This is a genomic window from Pseudomonas sp. LPB0260 (assembly GCF_013388395.1).
This window is the reverse complement of record NZ_CP058247.1, coordinates 5,969,035-5,989,259: the sequence shown is the minus strand read 5'-3', so window position 1 is coordinate 5,989,259 and position 20,225 is coordinate 5,969,035. Positions and strand designations below refer to the sequence as shown.

Annotated in this window: 22 protein-coding genes, 2 tRNA genes and 1 pseudogene; 7 read left to right on the top strand and 18 right to left on the bottom strand. The window is 64.2% G+C overall.

Features of this window, described 5'->3' with window-relative positions:
* Nucleotides 1–93: 93 nt before the first annotated feature.
* From LPB260_RS29160 to LPB260_RS26930, 4 genes are read left to right on the top strand one after another with little or no spacing between them, the layout of a single operon-like run.
* Nucleotides 94–1,575, top strand: coding sequence for a hypothetical protein (locus tag LPB260_RS29160; RefSeq protein ID WP_256625613.1), 1,482 nt, complete (start codon nucleotides 94–96; stop codon nucleotides 1,573–1,575).
* Between the two features lie 59 nt (nucleotides 1,576–1,634).
* Complete coding sequence (locus LPB260_RS29155; protein ID WP_371926175.1) at nucleotides 1,635–2,702, top strand: YdbH domain-containing protein; 1,068 nt, start codon at nucleotides 1,635–1,637, stop codon at nucleotides 2,700–2,702.
* 13 nt (nucleotides 2,703–2,715) lie between these two features.
* Complete coding sequence (locus LPB260_RS26935) at nucleotides 2,716–2,907, top strand: YnbE family lipoprotein (protein WP_208708943.1); 192 nt, start codon at nucleotides 2,716–2,718, stop codon at nucleotides 2,905–2,907.
* Between the two features lie 11 nt (nucleotides 2,908–2,918).
* The gene (locus tag LPB260_RS26930) at nucleotides 2,919–3,263 is read left to right on the top strand and encodes a YdbL family protein (protein WP_208708942.1); all 345 of its coding nucleotides are present in this window, start codon (nucleotides 2,919–2,921) and stop codon (nucleotides 3,261–3,263) included.
* Nucleotides 3,264–3,476: 213 nt separating this feature from the next.
* Here the strand turns inward: LPB260_RS26930 and LPB260_RS26925 are convergent.
* The 4 genes from LPB260_RS26925 to dapA form a co-directional block, all read right to left on the bottom strand.
* Nucleotides 3,477–3,566, bottom strand: a tRNA-Ser gene (locus tag LPB260_RS26925).
* A 200-nt stretch (nucleotides 3,567–3,766) separates the two neighbouring features.
* Nucleotides 3,767–4,636, bottom strand: coding sequence for a phosphoribosylaminoimidazolesuccinocarboxamide synthase (locus LPB260_RS26920; RefSeq protein WP_208708941.1), 870 nt, complete (start codon nucleotides 4,634–4,636; stop codon nucleotides 3,767–3,769).
* A 105-nt stretch (nucleotides 4,637–4,741) separates the two neighbouring features.
* Entirely contained in the window at nucleotides 4,742–5,860 is a 1,119-nt protein-coding gene (gene bamC / locus LPB260_RS26915; RefSeq protein WP_208708940.1) for an outer membrane protein assembly factor BamC, read from the bottom strand.
* A 17-nt stretch (nucleotides 5,861–5,877) separates the two neighbouring features.
* Nucleotides 5,878–6,756: a 4-hydroxy-tetrahydrodipicolinate synthase gene (gene dapA, locus LPB260_RS26910; RefSeq protein WP_208708939.1), complete on the bottom strand. Its 879-nt coding sequence runs from the start codon at nucleotides 6,754–6,756 to the stop codon at nucleotides 5,878–5,880.
* Nucleotides 6,757–6,983: 227 nt separating this feature from the next.
* Between dapA and LPB260_RS26905 the strand changes: the two genes are divergently transcribed.
* On the top strand, nucleotides 6,984–7,541 hold the full coding sequence (locus tag LPB260_RS26905; protein ID WP_208708938.1) for a glycine cleavage system protein R: 558 nt from the start codon (nucleotides 6,984–6,986) through the stop codon (nucleotides 7,539–7,541).
* An 11-nt stretch (nucleotides 7,542–7,552) separates the two neighbouring features.
* The gene (locus tag LPB260_RS26900; RefSeq protein ID WP_208708937.1) at nucleotides 7,553–8,026 is read left to right on the top strand and encodes a peroxiredoxin; all 474 of its coding nucleotides are present in this window, start codon (nucleotides 7,553–7,555) and stop codon (nucleotides 8,024–8,026) included.
* Between the two features lie 46 nt (nucleotides 8,027–8,072).
* Here the strand turns inward: LPB260_RS26900 and LPB260_RS26895 are convergent, their stop codons facing one another.
* On the bottom strand, nucleotides 8,073–9,146 hold the full coding sequence (locus tag LPB260_RS26895; RefSeq protein WP_208708936.1) for an AI-2E family transporter: 1,074 nt from the start codon (nucleotides 9,144–9,146) through the stop codon (nucleotides 8,073–8,075).
* Between the two features lie 40 nt (nucleotides 9,147–9,186).
* Nucleotides 9,187–9,438 (bottom strand): sulfurtransferase TusA family protein, encoded by a 252-nt coding sequence (locus LPB260_RS26890; protein ID WP_208708935.1) that lies wholly within the window; start codon nucleotides 9,436–9,438, stop codon nucleotides 9,187–9,189.
* A 106-nt stretch (nucleotides 9,439–9,544) separates the two neighbouring features.
* Here LPB260_RS26890 and LPB260_RS26885 point away from each other — a divergent pair, with 106 nt between their 5' ends.
* Nucleotides 9,545–10,978: a M48 family metalloprotease gene (locus LPB260_RS26885; RefSeq protein ID WP_208708934.1), complete on the top strand. Its 1,434-nt coding sequence runs from the start codon at nucleotides 9,545–9,547 to the stop codon at nucleotides 10,976–10,978.
* A gap of 55 nt (nucleotides 10,979–11,033) precedes the next feature.
* On the opposite strand, the gene nadA is transcribed toward LPB260_RS26885, so the two are convergent.
* The 12 genes and pseudogenes from nadA to ruvB form a co-directional block, all read right to left on the bottom strand.
* Nucleotides 11,034–12,092: a quinolinate synthase NadA gene (gene nadA, locus LPB260_RS26880; protein ID WP_208708933.1), complete on the bottom strand. Its 1,059-nt coding sequence runs from the start codon at nucleotides 12,090–12,092 to the stop codon at nucleotides 11,034–11,036.
* 112 nt (nucleotides 12,093–12,204) lie between these two features.
* Nucleotides 12,205–12,280 (bottom strand) — tRNA-Lys (locus tag LPB260_RS26875).
* A gap of 57 nt (nucleotides 12,281–12,337) precedes the next feature.
* Nucleotides 12,338–13,012, bottom strand: coding sequence for a 7-cyano-7-deazaguanine synthase QueC (gene queC, locus LPB260_RS26870; protein WP_208708932.1), 675 nt, complete (start codon nucleotides 13,010–13,012; stop codon nucleotides 12,338–12,340).
* A gap of 2 nt (nucleotides 13,013–13,014) precedes the next feature.
* Nucleotides 13,015–13,662, bottom strand: coding sequence for a 7-carboxy-7-deazaguanine synthase QueE (gene queE / locus LPB260_RS26865; protein ID WP_208708931.1), 648 nt, complete (start codon nucleotides 13,660–13,662; stop codon nucleotides 13,015–13,017).
* A gap of 118 nt (nucleotides 13,663–13,780) precedes the next feature.
* A complete protein-coding gene (ybgF, locus tag LPB260_RS26860) occupies nucleotides 13,781–14,593 on the bottom strand; it encodes a tol-pal system protein YbgF (protein ID WP_208708930.1) in 813 nt (270 codons plus the stop codon).
* Between the two features lie 6 nt (nucleotides 14,594–14,599).
* Nucleotides 14,600–15,097 (bottom strand): peptidoglycan-associated lipoprotein Pal, encoded by a 498-nt coding sequence (gene pal / locus LPB260_RS26855; protein ID WP_208710192.1) that lies wholly within the window; start codon nucleotides 15,095–15,097, stop codon nucleotides 14,600–14,602.
* 49 nt (nucleotides 15,098–15,146) lie between these two features.
* Nucleotides 15,147–16,448, bottom strand: a complete 1,302-nt coding sequence (gene tolB, locus LPB260_RS26850) for a Tol-Pal system beta propeller repeat protein TolB (protein WP_208708929.1) — start codon at nucleotides 16,446–16,448, stop codon at nucleotides 15,147–15,149.
* Nucleotides 16,445–17,434 carry a cell envelope integrity protein TolA gene (gene tolA / locus LPB260_RS26845; protein ID WP_208710189.1) on the bottom strand — a complete coding sequence of 330 codons (990 nt, stop codon included), beginning with the start codon at nucleotides 17,432–17,434 and terminating at the stop codon, nucleotides 16,445–16,447. Before tolA ends, tolB begins: the two co-directional genes overlap by 4 nt.
* The gene (gene tolR, locus LPB260_RS26840; RefSeq protein ID WP_208708928.1) at nucleotides 17,431–17,883 is read right to left on the bottom strand and encodes a protein TolR; all 453 of its coding nucleotides are present in this window, start codon (nucleotides 17,881–17,883) and stop codon (nucleotides 17,431–17,433) included. The genes tolA and tolR overlap by 4 nt, the downstream gene beginning before the upstream one ends.
* A gap of 30 nt (nucleotides 17,884–17,913) precedes the next feature.
* Nucleotides 17,914–18,585, bottom strand: a complete 672-nt coding sequence (tolQ, locus tag LPB260_RS26835; RefSeq protein ID WP_208710187.1) for a protein TolQ — start codon at nucleotides 18,583–18,585, stop codon at nucleotides 17,914–17,916.
* 4 nt (nucleotides 18,586–18,589) lie between these two features.
* A pseudogene (gene ybgC, locus LPB260_RS26830) lies at nucleotides 18,590–19,070 on the bottom strand (tol-pal system-associated acyl-CoA thioesterase).
* A 50-nt stretch (nucleotides 19,071–19,120) separates the two neighbouring features.
* The gene (ruvB, locus tag LPB260_RS26825; RefSeq protein WP_208708926.1) at nucleotides 19,121–20,173 is read right to left on the bottom strand and encodes a Holliday junction branch migration DNA helicase RuvB; all 1,053 of its coding nucleotides are present in this window, start codon (nucleotides 20,171–20,173) and stop codon (nucleotides 19,121–19,123) included.
* Nucleotides 20,174–20,225 lie beyond the last annotated feature (52 nt).

Below are 20,225 nucleotides of genomic sequence, written 5' to 3'. Positions count from 1 at the left end.
ATGCAAACGCACAAACAGACCGAGAAGCCGATTGGCAGCCAGGGGCCCTTGGGTTAACGTCCCCGGAGACCTTCACGCTATGGATCAGTGCCCATGATCAGCCGGCGCACCTGGCTGCGACTCCTCTGCTTGCTGCTCGTGCTGATGCTGCTCGGCGGCTACGGCTACTTCAGCCTGGGGCGCCTGCTCGAGCGTCAGCATATCCAGCGACTCGACTGGCAAGCCCCGCGCCTGGCCCTGGATGGCCTGCACCTGGACCGACTCGAGCTGCTGCAACAGAGTCCGGCCGGCCAGTTGCAACTGCGAATCGAGCGCCTGCACCTGGGTTGGGGACAGTTCGGCCTGCAACCGCCCTATGCCCAACAGGTTCGCGCCGAGCGACTGACGCTGGACTGGCACCCGGCGGCGGAACACGCCGCCAGTACGCCGGCGCGGAGACTGGACCTGAAGGCGCTCGGCGAAGCGCTCGCCATCCTGCCCCTGAGCCTGAGCATCGACGAGCTGCTCGTCGACCTGCCCTGCGCCAAGGGCCGCTGCCAGCTGCGCGGCGACCTCCAGCAGAGCCGCTCGGCGGTCTCAGCAGGCGCGCTCGACCTGCGACTCAATCTCGCCGGTGACACCACTCGCCTCAACCTCGAGGGCCGGATTCAAAGCGCTACCGATGCAACCGAGCTGCAGCTGGCCCTGGCGGTCAACGACCGCCCCCAGCTCAGCCTGCACAGCCGCCTGCAGGACAATGCCGATGGCACGCTGTGGCGCGGCGAGCTGTGGGCACCGACACTGGACGAAGCCACGGCGCTACGCGGGTGGCTGAGGGACTGGCTACTGCCCATGGACGCGGCGCCGGCCGCCGCACCGAGCACCGTGCAGCTTGCCGCCAGCTGGCAGCTGCAGCTGCCCCGCGGCGATCTGGACATCAACCTGTTGCGCCGCGCCACGGGCCATATCACGGCCAACGGCGCGCTCGCCGAACCCTGGGCCATCCCGGGCCTCGGCCAGCTGCAGGGCGAGCTCGGCCTGGCCCTGCGCGGCCTCGATGGCCGCTGGTACGCCGAACAACTGAGCGCCGAACTGGTGTTGCAGCAACCACTGCCGGACCAACAACAGAGACTCCCGGCCGCGCTGCGCGCCGATTCGCTGCGTCTGCTTCTGGAGGCAGGCGAGCCATTGGGCCCGCTGCCGAGCAATCTGGCCGAGCGCTCCCTGCCCCTGGCTTTCCGTCTGCGCAGTCAGGGCCCGACACCACTCGAACTGCGGGGTCAACTGGCACTGGCCAACGCACCGCCCTGGGCCGCGCAGTTCGCCGACGTGCAACTCAGCGCCAGCAGCCCACGGCTCACCCGGGGGACTGGACGCTGCACAAGGCCAAGGCCGACCTGCGCTTCAACGGCTACCTGGACCCCGAGCAGTTGCGTATCGAGCTGCAACGGGGCTCCGCGCTCAGCCTCGACAGAGTGGCCGGCCGCGACCTGCAACTGCGGCGCCTGCGCGCCAACCTCGGCGGCCTGCAGCTGGGCGCACGCCTGCACAACGGCGATGCGTCCGACTGGCATCTGCAGGGCCCCGCCTCCATAGACGTCGAAAGCCTGCTGCACGCCGCCCTAAGGCCTCAGAGCTGGCGCTGGCAGGGTCGAGTGGACCTGGCCGAAGAGCGGCTCGAGTCGAGCGGCGAGCTGTCGGCGGACTCGGACCTCAAGCTGCCCCTGCAACTGCGCTACGACTCCGAGCGCGGCCTGCACGCCCACGCTCAGCTGCCGGAACTGTTCCTGCGGGCGGGCAACCCGCTGGCCACGACCCTGGCGCACTGGCCGGCACTACTCGAGCTGAACCAGGGTCGCGTGAGCGCCGACGCGGTAATCGACCTCGCCCCCGGCCACGACTGGCCCGACCTGAAGCTTGAGTTGACCGGCAAAGACCTGGCCGGCATCTACGACCGCACCGCCCTCAGCGGCCTAGACGCACGCGCGCGGATCAACCTGGACCATGGCCGCCTCCAGGTGACGCTGAGCGATCTGCGCCTGAAAGAAGCCAATCCGGGCATTCCCATCGGCCCGCTGCAGCTGCAGGCCGACTACAGCGCGCCCATCGAGCGACCCGACCTCGGCCAGCTGAACCTGCGCCAGGCCCAGGCCGGGCTGATGGGCGGCAGCGTCCACGTCGCGGCCAATCAGTGGAAGCTGACGGAGACGCCACTGCTGATCCCCGTGGAACTGCGCGGCCTGCAACTGAGGCGGCTGTTCACCCTCTATCCCGCCGAGGGGCTGGCCGGCAGCGGCACCTTCGACGGCCATCTACCGCTGCGCCTGAGCCGGCACGGCATCCAGGTCGACCGCGGCCGAATCGCCGCCCGCAGCCCCGGCGGCCACCTGCAACTGCACTCCGAACGCATCAGGGCACTGGGAAGCAGCAACCCCACCATGCAACTGGTGACCCAGTCACTGGAAGACTTCCACTTCACCACGCTGCGCAGCCAGGTGGACTACGATCCCCAGGGCAAGCTGCAGCTGAGCATGCGCCTGGAGGGCCAGAACCCAGCCATCGAGCAGGGCCGGCCGATTCATTTCAACATCAACCTGGAAGAAGACATCCCCTCGCTCTTGGCCAGCCTGCAATTGACCGATAAGGTGAACGAAATCATCCGCCGGCGAGTGCAGCAACGCATACTGAAACGCAACGCCAAAGCCGCTCCACTGGAGCCTTGAAGGAGGACGCGCCATGCGCGTGCAGATCTGTCTAGCGATCTTGCTCTTGGGCCTGCTGAACGCAGCCTGCACCCCGACCGTGCAGCTGACGGCGCCCAAGGAACCGATCAACATCAATCTCAACGTGAAGATCGAACACGAAATCTACATCAAGGTGGACAAAGCCCTGGACGACATGTTCAGCGAGTCCAGCGGACTGTTTTGAGGAGCGCCGTCATGAACCTGCCTAGACGCATTGCCAGCCTGCTACTGCTGCTCAGCCTGAGCCTGCCGGCCATGGCCCTGAGCCTCAACGAAGCCATGTCCGCCCTAGGCCCGGCCAAGGCCAGCGGCCAGCTCGGCGAGATGGCCAACGGTTACCTCGGTGTGGTCAAGCCCGGGGGCCAGGCCAGCGAAATCGCCCGCCTGATCAACCAGGCCCGGCGCGCCGAATACCAGCGCCTGGCCAACGAGAACGGCATCAAGCTCGGCGACGTGGAAGCCATCGCCGGGCAGAAAGCCCTGGAAAAGACCCCGCCCGGCCAGTACATCCAGCTCCAGGGGCAATGGCGACGCAAATAGAGCCATAACCGCAGAAATAGACAACCCCTGAAGCTTCGGCTTCGGGGGTTTTCTGTTTCTTGCACAAGCAGAATCGACGATGAAGGCAAACCTGGCCGCAGCGCAAAGGCTGGCAATGCATGTCCACAAGGGACCGCCTCAACAATGCCAAGCCCTGGAAACGCAAAAGCCCCTGACTTCACGAGGAAATACAGGGGCTCAGGTGTTGCGATATGGCGGGAAGATAGGGATTTGAACCCTAGGTACCATCGCTGATACAACGGATTTCGAATCCGTCCCGTTCGGCCACTCCGGCATCTTCCCGTTGCGGCGCGCATGATAACAGCACATGCGCTTTTGGCGAAGCCCACTGAGCGATTTTTTCGCACAGTTTCAGATGCTTGCGAATTCTGTTCGGCCCGGCAAGGGCAAAACGCGGCGCGCGGCAGCGCTTTCAACCCGCCGGCAAAAGAACAGAGGCGCCTGGGCGCCTGGGCGCCTCTTCAGCTCGGTCCGCTCGGCGCTCAGGCCGTCAGCCGCGTCAGGGCTTCGCGGTACTTGTCGGCGGTCTTCTGCGCCACCTCGGCCGGAACGGCCGGTGCCGGTGGCTGCTTGTTCCAACCGGTGGACTCCAGCCAGTCACGCACAAACTGCTTGTCGAAGCTCGGCGGGTTCTTGCCTACGACATAGCTGTCCGCCGGCCAGAAGCGGCTGGAATCGGGGGTCAGCACTTCGTCCATGAGGGTCAGGCGGCCGTTTTCATCCAGGCCGAACTCGAACTTGGTGTCGGCGATGATGATGCCGCGGGTCGCGGCGTACTCCACCGCCTTGCTGTACAGGGCGATTGCCGTGTCGCGCACCTGGGCGGCGAGCTCGGCGCCGATGATGGCTTCGCACTGCTCGAAGGAGATGTTCTCGTCGTGGTCGCCCACGGCGGCCTTGGTCGAGGGGGTGAAGATCGGCTGCGGCAGCTTGGCGGCCTCCTGCAGGCCGGCCGGCAGGTGAATCCCGCAGACGGTGCCGCTCTGCTGGTACTCCTTCCATCCCGAGCCGACGATATAGCCGCGCACAATGGCCTCCACGGCAACCGGCTTGAGGCGCTTGGCAACCACCGCACGACCCTCGACCAAGGGCAGTTCGGCCGCCGGCACCACGTCCTCGACCCGGTCGCCGGTGAAGTGGTTGGGCACCACGTCAGCGAGCTTGTCGAACCAGAAGTTGGAAATCGCGGTGAGGATCTTGCCCTTGTCCGGAATCGGCTCGGCGAGAATCACGTCGAAGGCCGAAAGGCGGTCGGTGGCGACCATCAGCATGCGCTGGTCATCGATTTCGTAGAGATCGCGGACTTTGCCCGAGTAGATCTTCTTCAGGCTCAGGGTCGCAGGAGTGGTCATATCGGGATTTCCGCCTTTAGCAAACGAAACAGGCGAAACCGGGAGGGTTTCGCCTATTGGTTTTCGCCCGAGCCGCACCTGCGGCGCGGGCCAGTGGTTCGGTTTCTAGCCGAGGTTTTCCTGGATCAGGCCCAGCACCCGGCGCGCGACATCGGCCGGCGCCACGGTGTTGAGGTCCTTTTCCACGGTGACCTGGACGCTGTCACCCACCGGCGTCAGGCGCACCTGATAGCGCTCGGCCCGGGCCTCGATCTCTTCCTTGTCCGCCTCGCCGCCGAGCAGCGAACCGAAGAAGCCCGGCTTCTCGCCCTTCTTCTTGGTGCCTTCTGCCAGGTTGATGTAGTACACCCCGAGGCTGCGATTGAGGTCGTCGACGCGCACGTCGGCCAACTCCAGGGAACGGCCTACACCCGACCAGGCGCGATCGAAGTCGGCGCCGAGGTTCAGCACCGGATTGCCGTTGCCGTCTTCCGACAGGCTGACCCGGCTCGGTGCGTCGAAATCGCGGGCGGCCAGCAGCGATACCGAACCGCCCTGCTCGACGCTGCGCGCCATGTTCGCCAGCATCTCGTCGAGCAAGGCGGCATCCAGCGCGGAGTTGGTGCCGCGACTGGTGAAGGCCACGTCGGCATTGCTACCGGCCGGACGCTCGGCGCTGGCCACGAAGATCTCGCTGGTATTGCGTTGCACGCCGGGCTCGATGCGCACCCGCACACGGGTCTCGGCATCTGCAGCCACGCCCGGGGCGCGGCTGCTCAGGCGGCGCGCCAAGGCGCTGGAGAGGCCATCGAGACGCTGCCACTCGGTGCTGAACTCGCCAGTCTGCGGGCGCTCTTCGGCGATGCGAAAGCCGTTGTCGGCAAAGAACTGCCGGGCCACCGGCCAGACTTCCGCCGGTACGCGCTGCGCCACCAGCCAGCGCGACTCGCCGCTCTTCTGCAGGCTGAACTCGCTGGCATCGCCACGCACAGCCAGGGACTGTGGGCGCGGCACCTCGAACTCACCTTCGGCGGTGCTGCTGGCCACCTGCTGCGGAACCGGCAACAGGGGGTCGAGGCGCTTGGCCTCGACATTCGCCGGCAGTTGCATAGGGGCGGTTTGCCGCGCGCTGAGGTAGTCGCTACCCCGATCACGGAAATAACCATCTTCCCCCCACAACCAGCCACAACCGCTGGTGCTGGAGATGATCAGGGCAAGTGCAGAGAGTCCGGCCAGTCGCTTCATGCGTAGTATTTCCTCGATTAAACCAATACGCCGGACTGGCGCAGGGCCTGACGCAGCGGTTCATGACAGCGCGGACTGAGCCAGGTCAACGGCAGACGGATGCCTTCCGGCATCATGCCCATTTCGTGCAGGGCCCACTTCACCGGAATCGGGTTGGACTCGATGAACAGCGTCTTGTGCAACGGCATCAAGCGGTCGTTGATGGCCCGCGCCAGGGCCGCATCGCCACGCATGGCCGCGGCGCACAGGTCGCTCATCGCCCGCGGGGCGACGTTGGCGGTGACCGAGATATTGCCCTTGCCGCCCATCAGCATCAGCTCGACGGCGGTGGCATCGTCACCGGAATAGACCAGGAAGTCCTTGCTCACCCGATCCAGCACTTCCTGGCCACGCTGCAGGTCGCCGGTGGCTTCCTTGATGCCGATGATGTTATCGATCTTCGACAGTCGCTCGACGGTCTCCGGCAGCATGTCGCAGGCCGTACGGCCCGGCACGTTGTAGAGGATCTGCGGAATCGCCACCGCCTCGGCGATGTGGCGGAAATGCAGGTACAGGCCTTCCTGGGTCGGCTTGTTGTAGTAGGGGGTCACCAGCAGGCAGGCGTCGGCACCGACGTCCTTGGCTGCGCGGGTCAGTTCGACCGACTCGCGGGTAGAGTTGCCACCGGTGCCGGCAATCACCGGGATGCGCCCGGCGACCTGGTCGACCACGCGGCGGATCGCCTCGATATGCTCGGTCACTTCCAGCGTGGCGGACTCACCCGTGGTGCCGACCGCGACGATGGCGTTGGTGCCCTCTTGCAGGTGGAAATCCACCAGTTTGCTCAGGCTGTCCCAGTCGAGACCACCCTGCGCATCCATGGGCGTGACCAGTGCCACCATACTGCCCGCAATCATGCAACCGCTCCTGCTGGAAAATGAGAGCCGTAATGGTACTGGCGCCACCTGGCTTGCACAAGCGAAGGACAAGGCCTTGGGGCAAGTGGCGAGCCAGCGCGCATCAGCGAATATTCCATGCGCGCGCCGACCCCGAGCATTCCCCTGGGCGGCGCTTTTCGCTACCCTTCCGGCTTTGCTCGGCACCGCACCTGCGGACCGACCGTTCATCGTTTTAGGAAGGCTGCATGTCCACCCCCCCAGTTCGCGAACAATTCCTCGTCATCAGTGCACTCGGTCCCAACGCCATGGAGCTGACCAATGTGCTGTGCCGCGCCAGCCATGAAAGCCGCTGCGCCGTGGTCAGCACCCGCCTGAGTCGCCACGGTGAGTTCAGCGCGCTGATCCTGCAGATCTCCGGCAGCTGGGATGCCCTGGCCCGCCTGGAGTCCAGCCTGCCGGCGCTGGCCAAGAAACATTCGTTCTCGGTCAACGTCACTCGCAGCGGCGCCGCGGACAATCGCCCCCAGGCCCTGCCCTACGTCGCTTACGTCAGCTCGGTGTATCGCCCGGACATTCTCAACGAGCTGTGCCAGTTCTTCATCGATCACCACGTCGAGCTGGAGAACCTGACCTGCGACACCTACCAGGCACCCCAGACCGGCGGCACCATGCTCAACGCCACCCTGACCGTGACCCTGCCGGCCGGCACCCAGATCAGCTGGCTGCGCGACCAGTTCCTCGACTTCGCCGACGCCCTGAACCTCGATGCGCTGATCGAGCCCTGGCGCCCGCAGAACCCATAAGGAGCCCGACCATGGCCGTGTCCCTCGACCAAGCCGTTCCCGACTTCCAGGCGCAAGCCACCAGCGGCCAATCGATCCAGCTGTCCGCTCTGCGCGGCCAGCAGGTGGTGCTCTACTTCTACCCGAAGGACAGCACCCCAGGCTGCACCACCGAGGGCCAGGGTTTTCGCGACCAGTATCCGGCGTTTCAGGCGGCCAACACCCTGATCTTCGGCGTATCGCGCGACGGACTGAAGTCCCATGAGAACTTCAAGGCCAAGCAGGCCTTCCCGTTCGAGCTGATCTCGGACAAGGACGAGGCACTCTGCCAGCTGTTCGAGGTGATCAAGCTGAAGAAGCTCTACGGCAAGGAGTACCTGGGCGTCGACCGCAGCACCTTCCTGATCGACAAGGATGGCGTGCTGCGCCATGAGTGGCGCGGGGTCAAGGTGCCCGGTCACGTCGACGCCGTGCTGGCGGCAGCCCAGACCCTGAACCAGGGCTAATCGAGCACCGCATGAAAAAGGCCGCGCGATGCGGCCTTTTTTCTTTCTACTCCCCCTGTACCGGCACCTGCAGCTCGCGCCGCGGCCAGGCGCTCAACACTGCCTTGAACAGGGTGGCCAGGGGAATGGCGAAGAACACCCCCCAGAACCCCCACAGACCGCCAAACAGCAGCACCGCGCAGATGATCGCCACCGGGTGCAGGTTGACCGCCTCGGAAAATAGCAGCGGCACCAGCACGTTGCCGTCCAGCGCCTGGATCACGCCGTAGACCACCATCAGGTAGAGGAACTGATCGCTAAAGCCCCACTGGAACAACGCGATCAGCGCCACCGGCACGGTCACCACCACCGCGCCGATATAGGGCACCACCACCGACAGCCCCACCGCCAGCGCTAGCAGCGCCGCGTAGTTGAGGCCAAGCGCGGCGAAGGCGACGTAGGTGACGCCACCACAGATGAGGATCTCGATGAACTTGCCGCGGATATAGTTGGCGATCTGCTGATTCATCTCCTGCGCCACCTGGGTGATCAGGGCGCGCTCGCGGGGCAGGTAGCCACGCAACCACTCACCGATCAGCCGCCGGTCCTTGAGGAAGAAGAACACCAGAATGGGCACCAGCACCACGTAGATCATCACGCCGACCAGCAGCGGCAGGCTGGCCAGGGAGAAGGACAGTGCCCATTGGCCGAACTGGCCGAGCTCGCCACGCACCGCCTCGATCAGCTGCAGCACCTGGGCGTCGCTGATCAAGTTCGGGTAGCGCTCCGGTAGCAGCAGGAACAGCGTCTGCCACTCGCCGAACATCCGCGGCAGCTCGTTGAACAGGTTGCTCAGCTGCCGCCACAGCAGCGGCATCAGCACCAACAGAAACAGGCCGAGCAGACTCATGAACAGCGCGAACACCAGCCACACCGCTACCAACTGCGGCAGCCGCAGGCGCTCCAGGGCGCTGACCAGCCCCTGCATCAGGAACGCCAGCACCAGCCCGGTTAGCACCGGGGCGAGCATCCCGCCCAGGGTCAGGATCACGGCAAAACCCAGGATCAGTAACACCGCCAGCACCACGGCCTGCTCATCGGAGAAGTAGCGGTGCAGCCAGTCGCGTAACACCTTAACCATCAAGATTCCTTAAATAGAAACGACCCGCGCAGACAGTGCGTCAGGCCTTGCGCAACCAGTAGCGATAGACACCGCCCTCGACTTCCTCGTGCAGCAGGCAATGCCCGGCGAGCGTCGCGAAGGCGCGCAGGTCGCGTTGCGAGCCGGCATCCGTGGCAATGACCTTGAGCACGGCACCGCTGGCCAGCTTGTTCAGCTCCAACTTGGCCTTGAGCAGCGGCAACGGACAGTTCAAGCCACTGGCATCCAGCTCCGCGTCGCAGGTCTCGAGCCACTCTTGCGTTTCGTTCATGCCACCCTCCGAGATAGACCCATAGGATACCGAAGGCCGCACAGCCCTGGCCAGGCGAACACCTGCGCGGCTACAGTATCGCCTTTGTCCGCCAAGAGCCCCGTGCATGAATGTTCTGCGCCCTACCCTGTTGACGCTCGCCTGCCTGCTCGCCCTGCCGGCAACCGCCAGCGATCTGCCATCGCTCGGCGATGCCAGCTCCTCGCTGGTTTCGCCCCAGCAAGAACACCAACTCGGGCGCGCCTGGCTCGGCCTGCTGCGCGGACAGATCAGCCAGCTGTCCGACCCGCAACTCAAGGAGTTCGTCGAGAGCAGCGTCTACCGCCTCAGCGAAACCAGCCAGCTGCAGGACCGCCGCCTGGAGTTCGTCCTGCTCGACAGCCCGCAGATCAACGCCTTCGCCGCGCCCGGCGGAATCATCGGGGTCAACGGCGGGCTGTTCCTCTATGCCCAGACCGAAGCCGAGTACGCCTCGGTCATGGCCCACGAACTGGCACACCTGTCGCAGCGCCACTTCGCCCGCGGCCTGGAAGCCCAGCAGCGCATGCAGGTACCGATGATGGCAGCGATGCTGGCCGGCATAGTCGCCGCCGCCGCCGGCGCCGGAGACGTCGGCATCGCCACCATCGCCTCGACGCAGGCGGCGGCGATCCAGGAACAACGGCGCTTTTCCCGGCAGAACGAGCAGGAAGCCGACCGCATCGGCCTGGTCAACCTGGAGAAGGCCGGCTTCGATCCGCGGGCCATGCCGAGCATGTTCGAGCGCCTCATGCGCCAGTACCGCTACGACCGCAAGCCACCGGAATTCCTCCTCACCCACCCGGTCTCCGAATCGCGCATCGCCGATACGCGCAACCGCGCCGAGCAGCATGCCGGCGGCGGCATCAAGGACAGCCTGCGCTACCAGCTGATGCGCGCCCGGGTCAGCCTGATCTACGAAGGCACTCCTGGCCTTGCCGCCAAGCGCTTTCGCAGCATGCTCGAGGAGAACCCCAAGCTCGATGCGGCACGCTACGGCCTGGCCTTGGCGCAGATCAAAGGCGGCCAACACCAGCAGGCGCGTGAGACGCTGCAGCCGCTGCTGCAGAACGAGCCGAACGATCCGACCTACAACCTGGCACAGATCGAGCTGGACATCGCCGCCAGCCGTCTCGATGAGGCCCAGGCGCGCATCGAGCGGCTGCTCGCGCTGTATCCGAACAGCTACCCGCTGCAACAGGCCCGTGTCGACCTGCTGCTGAAGCAGGGGCGCGCGCAGGACGCTGAGCGCGCCCTCGACGAACTGCTGAAGAGCCGCGCAAAGGATCCGGATATCTGGTACCTGGTCGCCGAGGTTCGCGGCCTCAGCGGCAACACCGTCGGCCTGCACCAGGCCCGCGCCGAGTACTTCGCCCTGGTCGGCGATTTCGACGAGGCCATCGAACAGCTCGACTTCGCCAAGCGCCGCGCCAGCAACAACTTCCAGCTGGCTTCACGCATCGACGCGCGGCAGCGCGAACTGATGGAAGATCAGCGCATGATCGAACAGATGCTGCGCTAGGCAGACAGCAAAAAGCCCGGACTCACCGGGCTTTTTTGTACCTGCTGCACCGCCGTCAGGCGTTGCCGGCCAGCTTCAGGCGTGCCGCCTGGGTGAAGTCCAGCATGCGCTTGAGCGGCCTGATCGCCCGCGGGATCAACGCCGGATCGACATGAATCTCGTTGCTGCCTTCACGCAGGCAGGCCAGGGTCCGCTCCAGAGTATTCATCGCCATCCACGGGCAGTGCGCGCAGCTGCGGCAGGCCGCGCCGTTACCGGCGGTCGGCGCCTCGACGAATTCCTTGTCCGGGCACAGCTGCTGCATCTTGTAGAAGATGCCACGGTCGGTGGCGACGATGAAGGTCTTGTTCGGCAGGGTCTGCGCCGCCTTGATCAACTGGCTGGTGGAGCCCACCGCGTCGGCCAGTTCGATCACCGCGGTCGGCGACTCCGGATGCACCAGCACCGCGGCGTCCGGGTACAGCGCCTTCATGTCTTCGAGCTGCTTGGCCTTGAACTCCTCGTGAACGATGCAGGCACCGTCCCACAGCAGCATGTCGGCCCCGGTCTTGTTCTGGATATAGCGCCCCAGGTGCTGATCCGGCGCCCAGATGATGCTCTCGCCGTTGTCCATCAGGTGCTCGACGATCTCCACCGCGCAGCTCGAGGTCACCACCCAGTCGGCCCGCGCCTTCACCGCCGCCGAGGTATTGGCATAGACCACCACGGTACGCTGCGGGTGCTGGTCGCAGAACGCGGCGAACTCGTCCACCGGGCATCCCAGGTCCAAGGAACAGGTCGCCTCGAGCGTCGGCATCAGCACACGCTTTTCCGGATTGAGGATCTTTGCCGTCTCGCCCATGAACTTGACGCCGGCCACCAGCACCGTCTGCGCCGAGTGCTGATTACCGAATCGGGCCATCTCCAGGGAGTCGGAGACGCAACCACCGGTCTCCTCGGCGAGCGCTTGCAGCACCGGATCGCAGTAGTAGTGAGCGACCAGCACGGCGTTCTGCTTTTTCAGCTCGGCGGCGATCTCGGAGCGGTAGAAGGACTCTTGCTCGGGCGTCAGCGGCTTGGGCTGCTTGGCATCGAGATGAGCTTGAACCAGGAGGCGTTCGGAAATCTGCGTCATGTCATAAGGCCCTGTGAAGGTCTATTCAGAGCGGAGTTCTAGTATACCCGCCAGGAGAATGTGCGAGAGCAGACAGGACGGGAACACGGGGAGGCACTACGAGGAAGGAGGTTGGTGGGTCGTGTAGGATTCGAACCTACGACCAATTGGTTAAAAGCCAACTGCTCTACCAACTGAGCTAACGACCCAACGCGAGGCGTATAATACTGATTTAATTCAGAAAAACAACACCTCGTGAAAACTTTTTAGCAGTAGCGGGTGGGATCGGCGACGCCGGCCCCAACAAAGCCCGCAGCGCGCAGGCGGCAGCTGTCGCATTTGCCACAGGCGCGGCCATCCGCGTCGGCCTGGTAGCAGGACACGGTCAGCGCGTAATCCACACCATGCTGCAGGCCGGCCTGGATGATCTCGGCCTTGCTCATATCCTGCAGCGGGGCCTGAATGCGGAAGCCCTGCCCTTCGACCCCGACCTTGGTCGCCAGGTTGGCCAGGCGCTCGAAAGCCTCGATGAACTCGGGGCGACAGTCCGGGTAGCCGGAATAGTCCACCGCGTTGACCCCGATGAAGATATCCCGCGCGCCCAGCACTTCGGCCCACCCCAGCGCCAGGGACAGGAACACGGTATTACGCGCCGGCACATAGGTAACGGGAATGCCCTCGCTGGGCGACTCCGGCACCTCGATACTGCTGTCGGTCAGGGCCGAACCGCCGATGCCGTCGAGACTGAGGCCAATGACCTTGTGCTCGATCACGCCCAACTGCCTGGCTACTCGCTCGGCCGCCTGCAGTTCGGCTCGATGGCGCTGACCATAGTCGAAGCTCATGCTGTAGCAGGCATAGCCCTGGGCCTTGGCCAGCGCCACCACGGTGGCCGAATCCAGGCCACCAGAGAGAAGAATGACGGCTTTCTTATCGCTCATGCTCAATGCCCCGGCTCATCGTCCCAGAGGATCTTGTGCAACTGCATCTGCAGGCGCACAGGCAGGTTGTCGGTCACTATCCAGTCGGCCAGCGCGCGCGCATCCAGCTCGTGATGACTGGGCGAGAACAACACCTCGCCGGCACGCTCATGCAGGCGGTACTGGATCAGCTTGGTCACCGCCCAGTCATAGTCCTCGCGGGAGCAGATGACGAACTTGACCTGATCGTTGCTCGTCAGCAATTCGATATTCTCATATCGATTGCGCGCCACTTCGGCCGATCCGGGCGTCTTGAGATCAAGCACCCTGCTGACCCGCGGATCGACCGCCGACACATCCAGGGCGCCACTGGTTTCCAGCGACACCTCGTAGCCAGCATCGCACAGGCGCTCGAGCAAGGGGATGCAGTTCGGTTGCGCCAGCGGCTCACCACCCGTCACGCAGATGTAGCGCGGCTTGTAGCGCGCGACCTGCTCGACGATGGCGTCCAGGGACATGATCTCGCCACCACTAAAGGCATAGGCGGTGTCGCAATACTGGCAGCGCAGGGGACAGCCGGTGAGGCGTACGAACACGGTCGGCAAGCCGGCAGTGCGCGTCTCCCCCTGCAGCGAGTAGAAAATCTCGGTAATTCGCAGGGTTTCTTGCATATCAGCCACGGGCGTGACGGCTAAACAGGCCATCCGCCTCCGTTGCGGGAAAGGGGGCGCCGATTCTAACGAAAAAACCCGCGCTAGGCGCGGGTTTTCTTGATCGACGATTCAGCTTCTAGGGCAAGCGCTGCAGATCGCGCTGCGCCAGCTGGGCAGCCGAACTTCCGGGATACTGGGCGATGATCTGGCGCAAAATGCCCTTGGCCTTGTCGGCATTACCCAAGCGTTGCTCCACATCGGCCAACTTGAACAGCGAATCCGGCACCTTGGCGTGCTGCGGGTAGGCCTGACTGACCCGGGCAAAGGCCTGGCCGGCAGCCTGCAGGTCGCCCTTGGCCAGGTTCACCTCGCCCAGCCAGTACTGGGCATTGCCGGCGTACTGACTGTTCGGATACTTGCGCAAGAAGGCGCCGAAGGCCTGGCTGGCCTTGTCGAAGTCCTTGGCCTTGATCAGGTCGAAGGCAGCGTCATAAAACAGCTTTTCCTTCTCCGGATCGGCGGGGCCGCTTGCCGCGGGCGCCTGAGCAATAGGGGATTGAGATACGCCGCCGGCACCAAGGGAGCCGTCGGAGGGGGAATTCTGAGCGGCCGCAGCACTTGCGGAACCACTGTTCAAGCGTCGATCAAGATCCTGGTAACGCTCCAGGCTTTCCTGCTTCAAACGCTGGATTTCGTATTGCTGCTCTTCGAGCAGACCACGCAGCTGCGCGATCTCCTGCTGCATCTGCTGCAGCTGGGTGAACATCATGCCCTGCGCCGAGGCAGGGGCTTCCGCCCCTCCCCCGACGTAGGCGCCAGTCGTGCCGTAACCGGCGGGCGGATAGCTGCCGCCATAAGCGGCATCGTTATCCACCACGGGAACCTCGGCCCAGGCCGCGAGCGGCAGGCAGAGGGCCAAAACGGTCACAACACGACGGCTACTACGCATGGCAAATTACTTGCGCAGTTCGACGCGGCGGTTCTGAGCCCAGGACTGCTCGTCGTTGCCAGTGGCAATCGCACGCTCTTCGCCGTAGGAAACCAGTTCCAGCTGAGCCGGGGAAACGCCCTGCAGCACCAGGTAGCGCTGAACGGCCTTGGCACGACGCTCGCCCAGGGCGATGTTGTACTCGCGGGTACCGCGCTCGTCAGCGTGGCCTTCCAGAACGACGCGAGCGCCGTTGCCTTTCAGGTCCTTGGCGTGAACGTCCAGAGCGCGCATGGCTTCCGGCTTCAGGTCGGAGCTGTCGTACTCGAAGTAGAAGGTGGTGATAGCGCGCAGAGCAGCTTCTTCGCTCAGGCTGCCGTCAACGGCACCGGTGTTTGCGCCGTAACCGGCGTTCGGATCAATCGCGCCTTCACCAGCAGCGTCACCGCCCTTCGAGGAGCAACCTACAGCCACGGCCAGAGCCAGGCTCAGAGCAGCAAATTTGCCGAATTTCAGCATTTCCATCATGTAACCCCAAATGTGTTAAGCAAAAGTTTAAAGGTAAAACGCCGCATCAGTTCAGGTAGGGGGACCAGGAAGGCTCTCGAACTTCGCCTTGAGCGGTAGGAAGAGGGAGCCTCACACGTCCGTTGATGGACGCTAACATCAAGACTCCCCGACCCTGCTGGCGGGTGGCGTAGATTAGCATGGTGCCATTAGGTGCAACAGTGGGAGATTCATCCAAACTTGTATCAGAAAGGATGCGCGGCGCCCCACCGCGCGCCAGATCCATGGCAGCTACCTTGAACACGGTAAAACCATCCTGGCGATGGATCATCACCAGAGTCTTTTCATCAGCGGAAAGCTTCGGATTGGCGTTGTAGTTACCCACGAAGGTCACTCGATCCACCGCACCGCTGCTGATGTTGGTCTTGTAAATCTGTGGTTTGCCGGCGCGATCGGAGGTGAAGTAGATGGTCTGCCCATCCTTGCCCCAGAACGGCTCGGTATCGATGGCGTAGTGATTGGTCACGCGGCGCAGCTGGCGCGAGCCCATGTCCATCACGTAGATCTCCGGATTGCCATCACGCGACAGCACGAAAGCCAGGCGACTGCCATCCGGCGACCAGGACGGCGCGCCGTTCAAGCCCTCGAAATTGGTGATCTGCTCGCGACGACCGGTATCGATGTGCTGCACGAAGATACGCGGGCGCTTCTGCTCGAACGACACGTAGGCGATGCGACGGCCGTCCGGCGCGAAGGACGGCGACAGAATCGGCTCGCGCGATTGCAACAGGGTCACCGCGCGGGCGCCGTCGTAGTCAGAACGCTGCAGGGTGTAGCGGGTGTTGTTCACCGCGAAACGCTCGGCGGTGACATAGAGCATGCGGGTGGAGAATGCGCCCTTGACCCCGGTGAGCTTCTCGAACGCCAGGTCGGCGATATGGTGGGCCATGTCGCGCAGCTGGTCGACGCCACCGCCAACGCTACCGGTCAATACCTGCTGCTCGGTGGCCACGTTGAACAGGGCGAACTGCACCTGCAGGCGACCGCCGGCAGGCACCATGCTGCCGACCAGGACGTACTGCGCGCCGAGGGCCTTCCAGTCGCGGTAGATGACCTCGCTGGCCTGGGTCGGCAGGCTGATCATGTTCTGCCGTGGAATCGGCTCGAACACCCCGGAGTTGCGCAGGTCGTTGCCGACGATCTCAGCAATGTCCTCCGGCAGCACGGTGCCGCCCTGCCAGCCGAAGGGCACCACGGCGATCGGCGTGGCGCGATCGGTACCACTGGTAATCACCAGTGGATCAGCGGCCTGTACGCTGCCGACCAACAAGGTCAGCCCCAACAGGACGATACGCATCAAGGTGTTCACAGACCTAAATCCTCCGGTTTGAAGATGACGCGACGCTGCCGGTAAAGCCGGTCGAACGTGGCGCGATCAAGTTGTTGCATCTCGACGATACGCCCTACGTTGCGCACCGCTTGTACGGCGGAACTGTCGAAGGGCGCATCACCACTGCCACGGGTCACGCTGGCGTTGGTGATAGTGCCATCGGGCAGCATCTCGATGAGAATTTCCACACTCATGCCGTTACGCGCCGAAGGCGGCCTACGCCACTGCTCGCTCACCAGCCTGACGATCAAGTCATCGAGACTACCGGCAACCTGGTCGCCATGGGTCTCGGCCAGCGCCTGCTGGTGCTCCACATTATCCGAAAGCAGTTCGGCCAATGCCGCCGCCTTCTTGTCTTCGACGGCCTTGCGCGCCTGCTCGGCTGCCTTCTTCTTGGCATCGTCGGCGGCCTTCTTCTTCGCGGCCTCCGCTGCGGCCTTTTTCTTTGCCTCTTCGGCGGCTTTCTTTTTAGCCTCTTCGGCGGCCTTTTTCTTGGCGTCTTCGGCGGCTTTCTTCTTCGCCTCTTCCTCTGCCGCCTTCTTCTTGGCGATATCAGCCAGCTTCTTCTGCTCGGCCGCCTTGGCTGCCTCGGCCTGCTTGGCGGCTTCGGCCTTCTTCACCGCTTCGGCCTTTCGAGCCTCTTCGGCCTTCTTTTGTTCCGCTGCCTTGGCCGCCGCCTGCTTCTGCTGCTCGGCCTTCTTCAGCTCCAGCTGCTCGGTCTCGTACTGCGGCGCGGCGGTTTTCTTCGCCTCACCGGCAATCTTCTGATTGGTCTGGGTGGTCGCCTGGCTCTGCGACTTCAACTGATACAGGGTGGCCTGGACGATCGGCCTGGCCGGCGGCAGGTCCGGGGCAAAGGCAAAGCTGACGAACAGCATGGCGAACATCAGGACGTGCAGACTCACGGCCCAGACCACCGGCCAGAACAGGCTTTCCGAAGGAGAGCGCTCGCGCTGCTGCATCAGGGCGCCTCGGTGATCAGCCCGACGTTACCCACGTCGGCCTGCTGCAAGCCACTCATGGCCGCCATCACGGAACCGTAATCGACCGCCTTGTCGCCGCGCACGAAGACCTGCACCTGCTTGCCCTGGCTGCGGCTCTGGTTGAGGATGGCGGTGACCGCCCGGACCATCTCCTCGAGGGTCAGCGCCTGATCCTGAACGGTGTCGACATCGACTTCGGTGCCCATGTTCCAGTAGTAGGACTTGTCGGCCTTGATCGAAATGGTCAGCACCTGGGCGTCGTTATCCTGCGGCAACACCTCGCTGCTGACTTTCGGCAGGTCGACCTTGACCCCCTGGTTGAGCATCGGCGCGGTCACCATGAAGATCACCAGCAGTACCAACATCACGTCGATGTAGGGCACCACGTTCATCTCGGCGACCGGCTTGCGTCTGTTGCGAATTCTGGCCATGGCCTGAAACCTATCCTGAACGCCTGAGGCTTAGTCGTCGGTGGTATGCACTTTGCGGTGCAGGATCGCCTGGAACTCGTCGGCGAAGGTGTAGTAGCGACCGATCAGCATCTCGCCGCGGGCGGAGAAACGGTTGTAGGCGATCACCGCCGGAATCGCGGCGAACAGACCGATGGCCGTGGCGATCAGCGCTTCGGCGATACCCGGCGCCACGGTGGCGAGGGTGGCCTGCTGCACCTGGGCCAGGCCGCGGAAGGAGTTCATGATGCCCCACACGGTACCGAACAGGCCGATGTAGGGGCTGGTGGAACCGACGGTGGCAAGGAACGGCAGGCTCTGCTCGAGCTTTTCCTCTTCCCGCGAGATGGCCACGCGCATGGCCCGCGACACGCCGTCCATCACCGCGTCCGGATCGACGCCGGGCTGCTGGCGCAGGCGCGAGAACTCCTTGAAGCCGGCGCGGAAGATCTGCTCCAGACCCGAGTCCGGATCGGGGTTGCTACCGGCCTGACGATACAGCTTGGACAGGTCGATGCCCGACCAGAAACGCTCCTCGAACATGTCCAGGGCGCGCTTGGCCGCGCGCAGCAGGGTGCTGCGCTGAAAAATCATGACCCACGAGGTGACCGAGGCGGCCACCAGGGTCAGCATCACCAGCTGCACCACCAGACTGGCGTTGCTGATCAGGCTCCACATCGACATATGGTCAACGGCGTTGGCGTTGGCTTCCACGCTTACTCTCCTGCTCTAGATGGACCGGTGCCGCCCGTCTCGGCAAAGGCCGCTCGCAGCGTTTCGGGAATGGCCCGGGGTTTCAAATTGTCGGCGCGCACACAGGCCACCAAAAACTGCCCTTCACAGAGCAGCACATCATCCGCCACCCGCCTGACTTGCTGACGAAAGCGCAGGCTGGCGCGGTTCAAATCGATTACGTCGGCGCTCACCAGCAGTTCGTCGTCCAGGCGTGCCGGCGCGTGATAGCGCGCCTCGGTGGAATGCACGACGAACAACAGGCCCTCACCAGCCAGCGTCGATTGGGCGAAGCCCAGGTCGCGCAGCCGCTCGGTGCGGGCCCGTTCCATAAACTTGAGGTAATTGACGTAGTAGACGATGCCGCCGGCATCGGTGTCTTCGTAGTAAACACGACAACGATGAGCGAACGGCTGAACTCCGTTTTGCGCGCGCATACTCTAGTCTCAGCTCCTGCTCTTGCCAATCGGGTGCAGCAAGTATTTTTTCACGCATCACCACCATCGAATAAGTCCGCCACCGGCGCCTCGCCCATGCGTTTGGGGGTATTCAGGCCGAAATGCAGGTAGGCATGCCGGGTCACCACGCGCCCGCGCGGCGTGCGCATGATGTAGCCCTGTTGAATCAGGTAGGGCTCCAGCACATCCTCGATGGTATGGCGCTCTTCGCTGATGGCCGCCGCCAGGCTGTCGACGCCGACCGGGCCGCCATCGAACTTCTCGATCATGGCCAGCAGCAACCGGCGGTCCTGGTGGTCGAAGCCTCGCTCATCGACATCCAGCAGATTGAGCGCCAGGTCGGCGATCTGCCGGGTGATCTCGCCCTTGCCGCGCACCTCGGCGAAATCGCGCACGCGGCGCAGCAGGCGGTTGGCGATACGCGGTGTGCCGCGGGCGCGACGGGCGATCTCGAAGGCACCCTGGGCCTCGATCGGCAGGCCAAGAATCCCGGCTGACCGCCCGACGATGGTCGCCAGGTCCTCGACGCTGTAGAACTCCAGGCGCTGGACAATCCCGAAGCGGTCGCGCAGCGGGTTGGTCAGCATGCCGGCGCGGGTGGTGGCGCCGACCAGGGTGAAGGGCGGCAGGTCCAGCTTGATCGACCGCGCCGCCGGCCCCTCGCCAATCATGATGTCGAGCTGGAAGTCCTCCATCGCTGGATACAGCACTTCTTCGACTATCGGCGACAGGCGATGGATTTCATCGACAAACAGCACATCGCCCGGCTCGAGGTTGGTCAGCAACGCCGCCAGATCACCGGGACGCTCCAGCACGGGACCGGAGGTGCTCTTGATCGACACGCCCATTTCCTGGGCGATGATATTGGCCAGGGTGGTCTTGCCCAGGCCGGGCGGTCCGAAGATCAGCGTGTGGTCGAGCGCTTCCGCGCGGCCCTTGGCCGCCTGAATGAACAGCTCCATCTGCTCGCGCACATTTGGCTGGCCGATGTACTCGGCCAGCTTCAACGGGCGAATGGCGCGATCTACCTGTTCCTCACGTTCGCGGGGGCTGGCAGTGATCAGACGGTCGGCTTCTATCATCTGTGGCTCTGTATCGGAATAGGTTGGGGCGTCACGGCGAATGCCGTGCAGG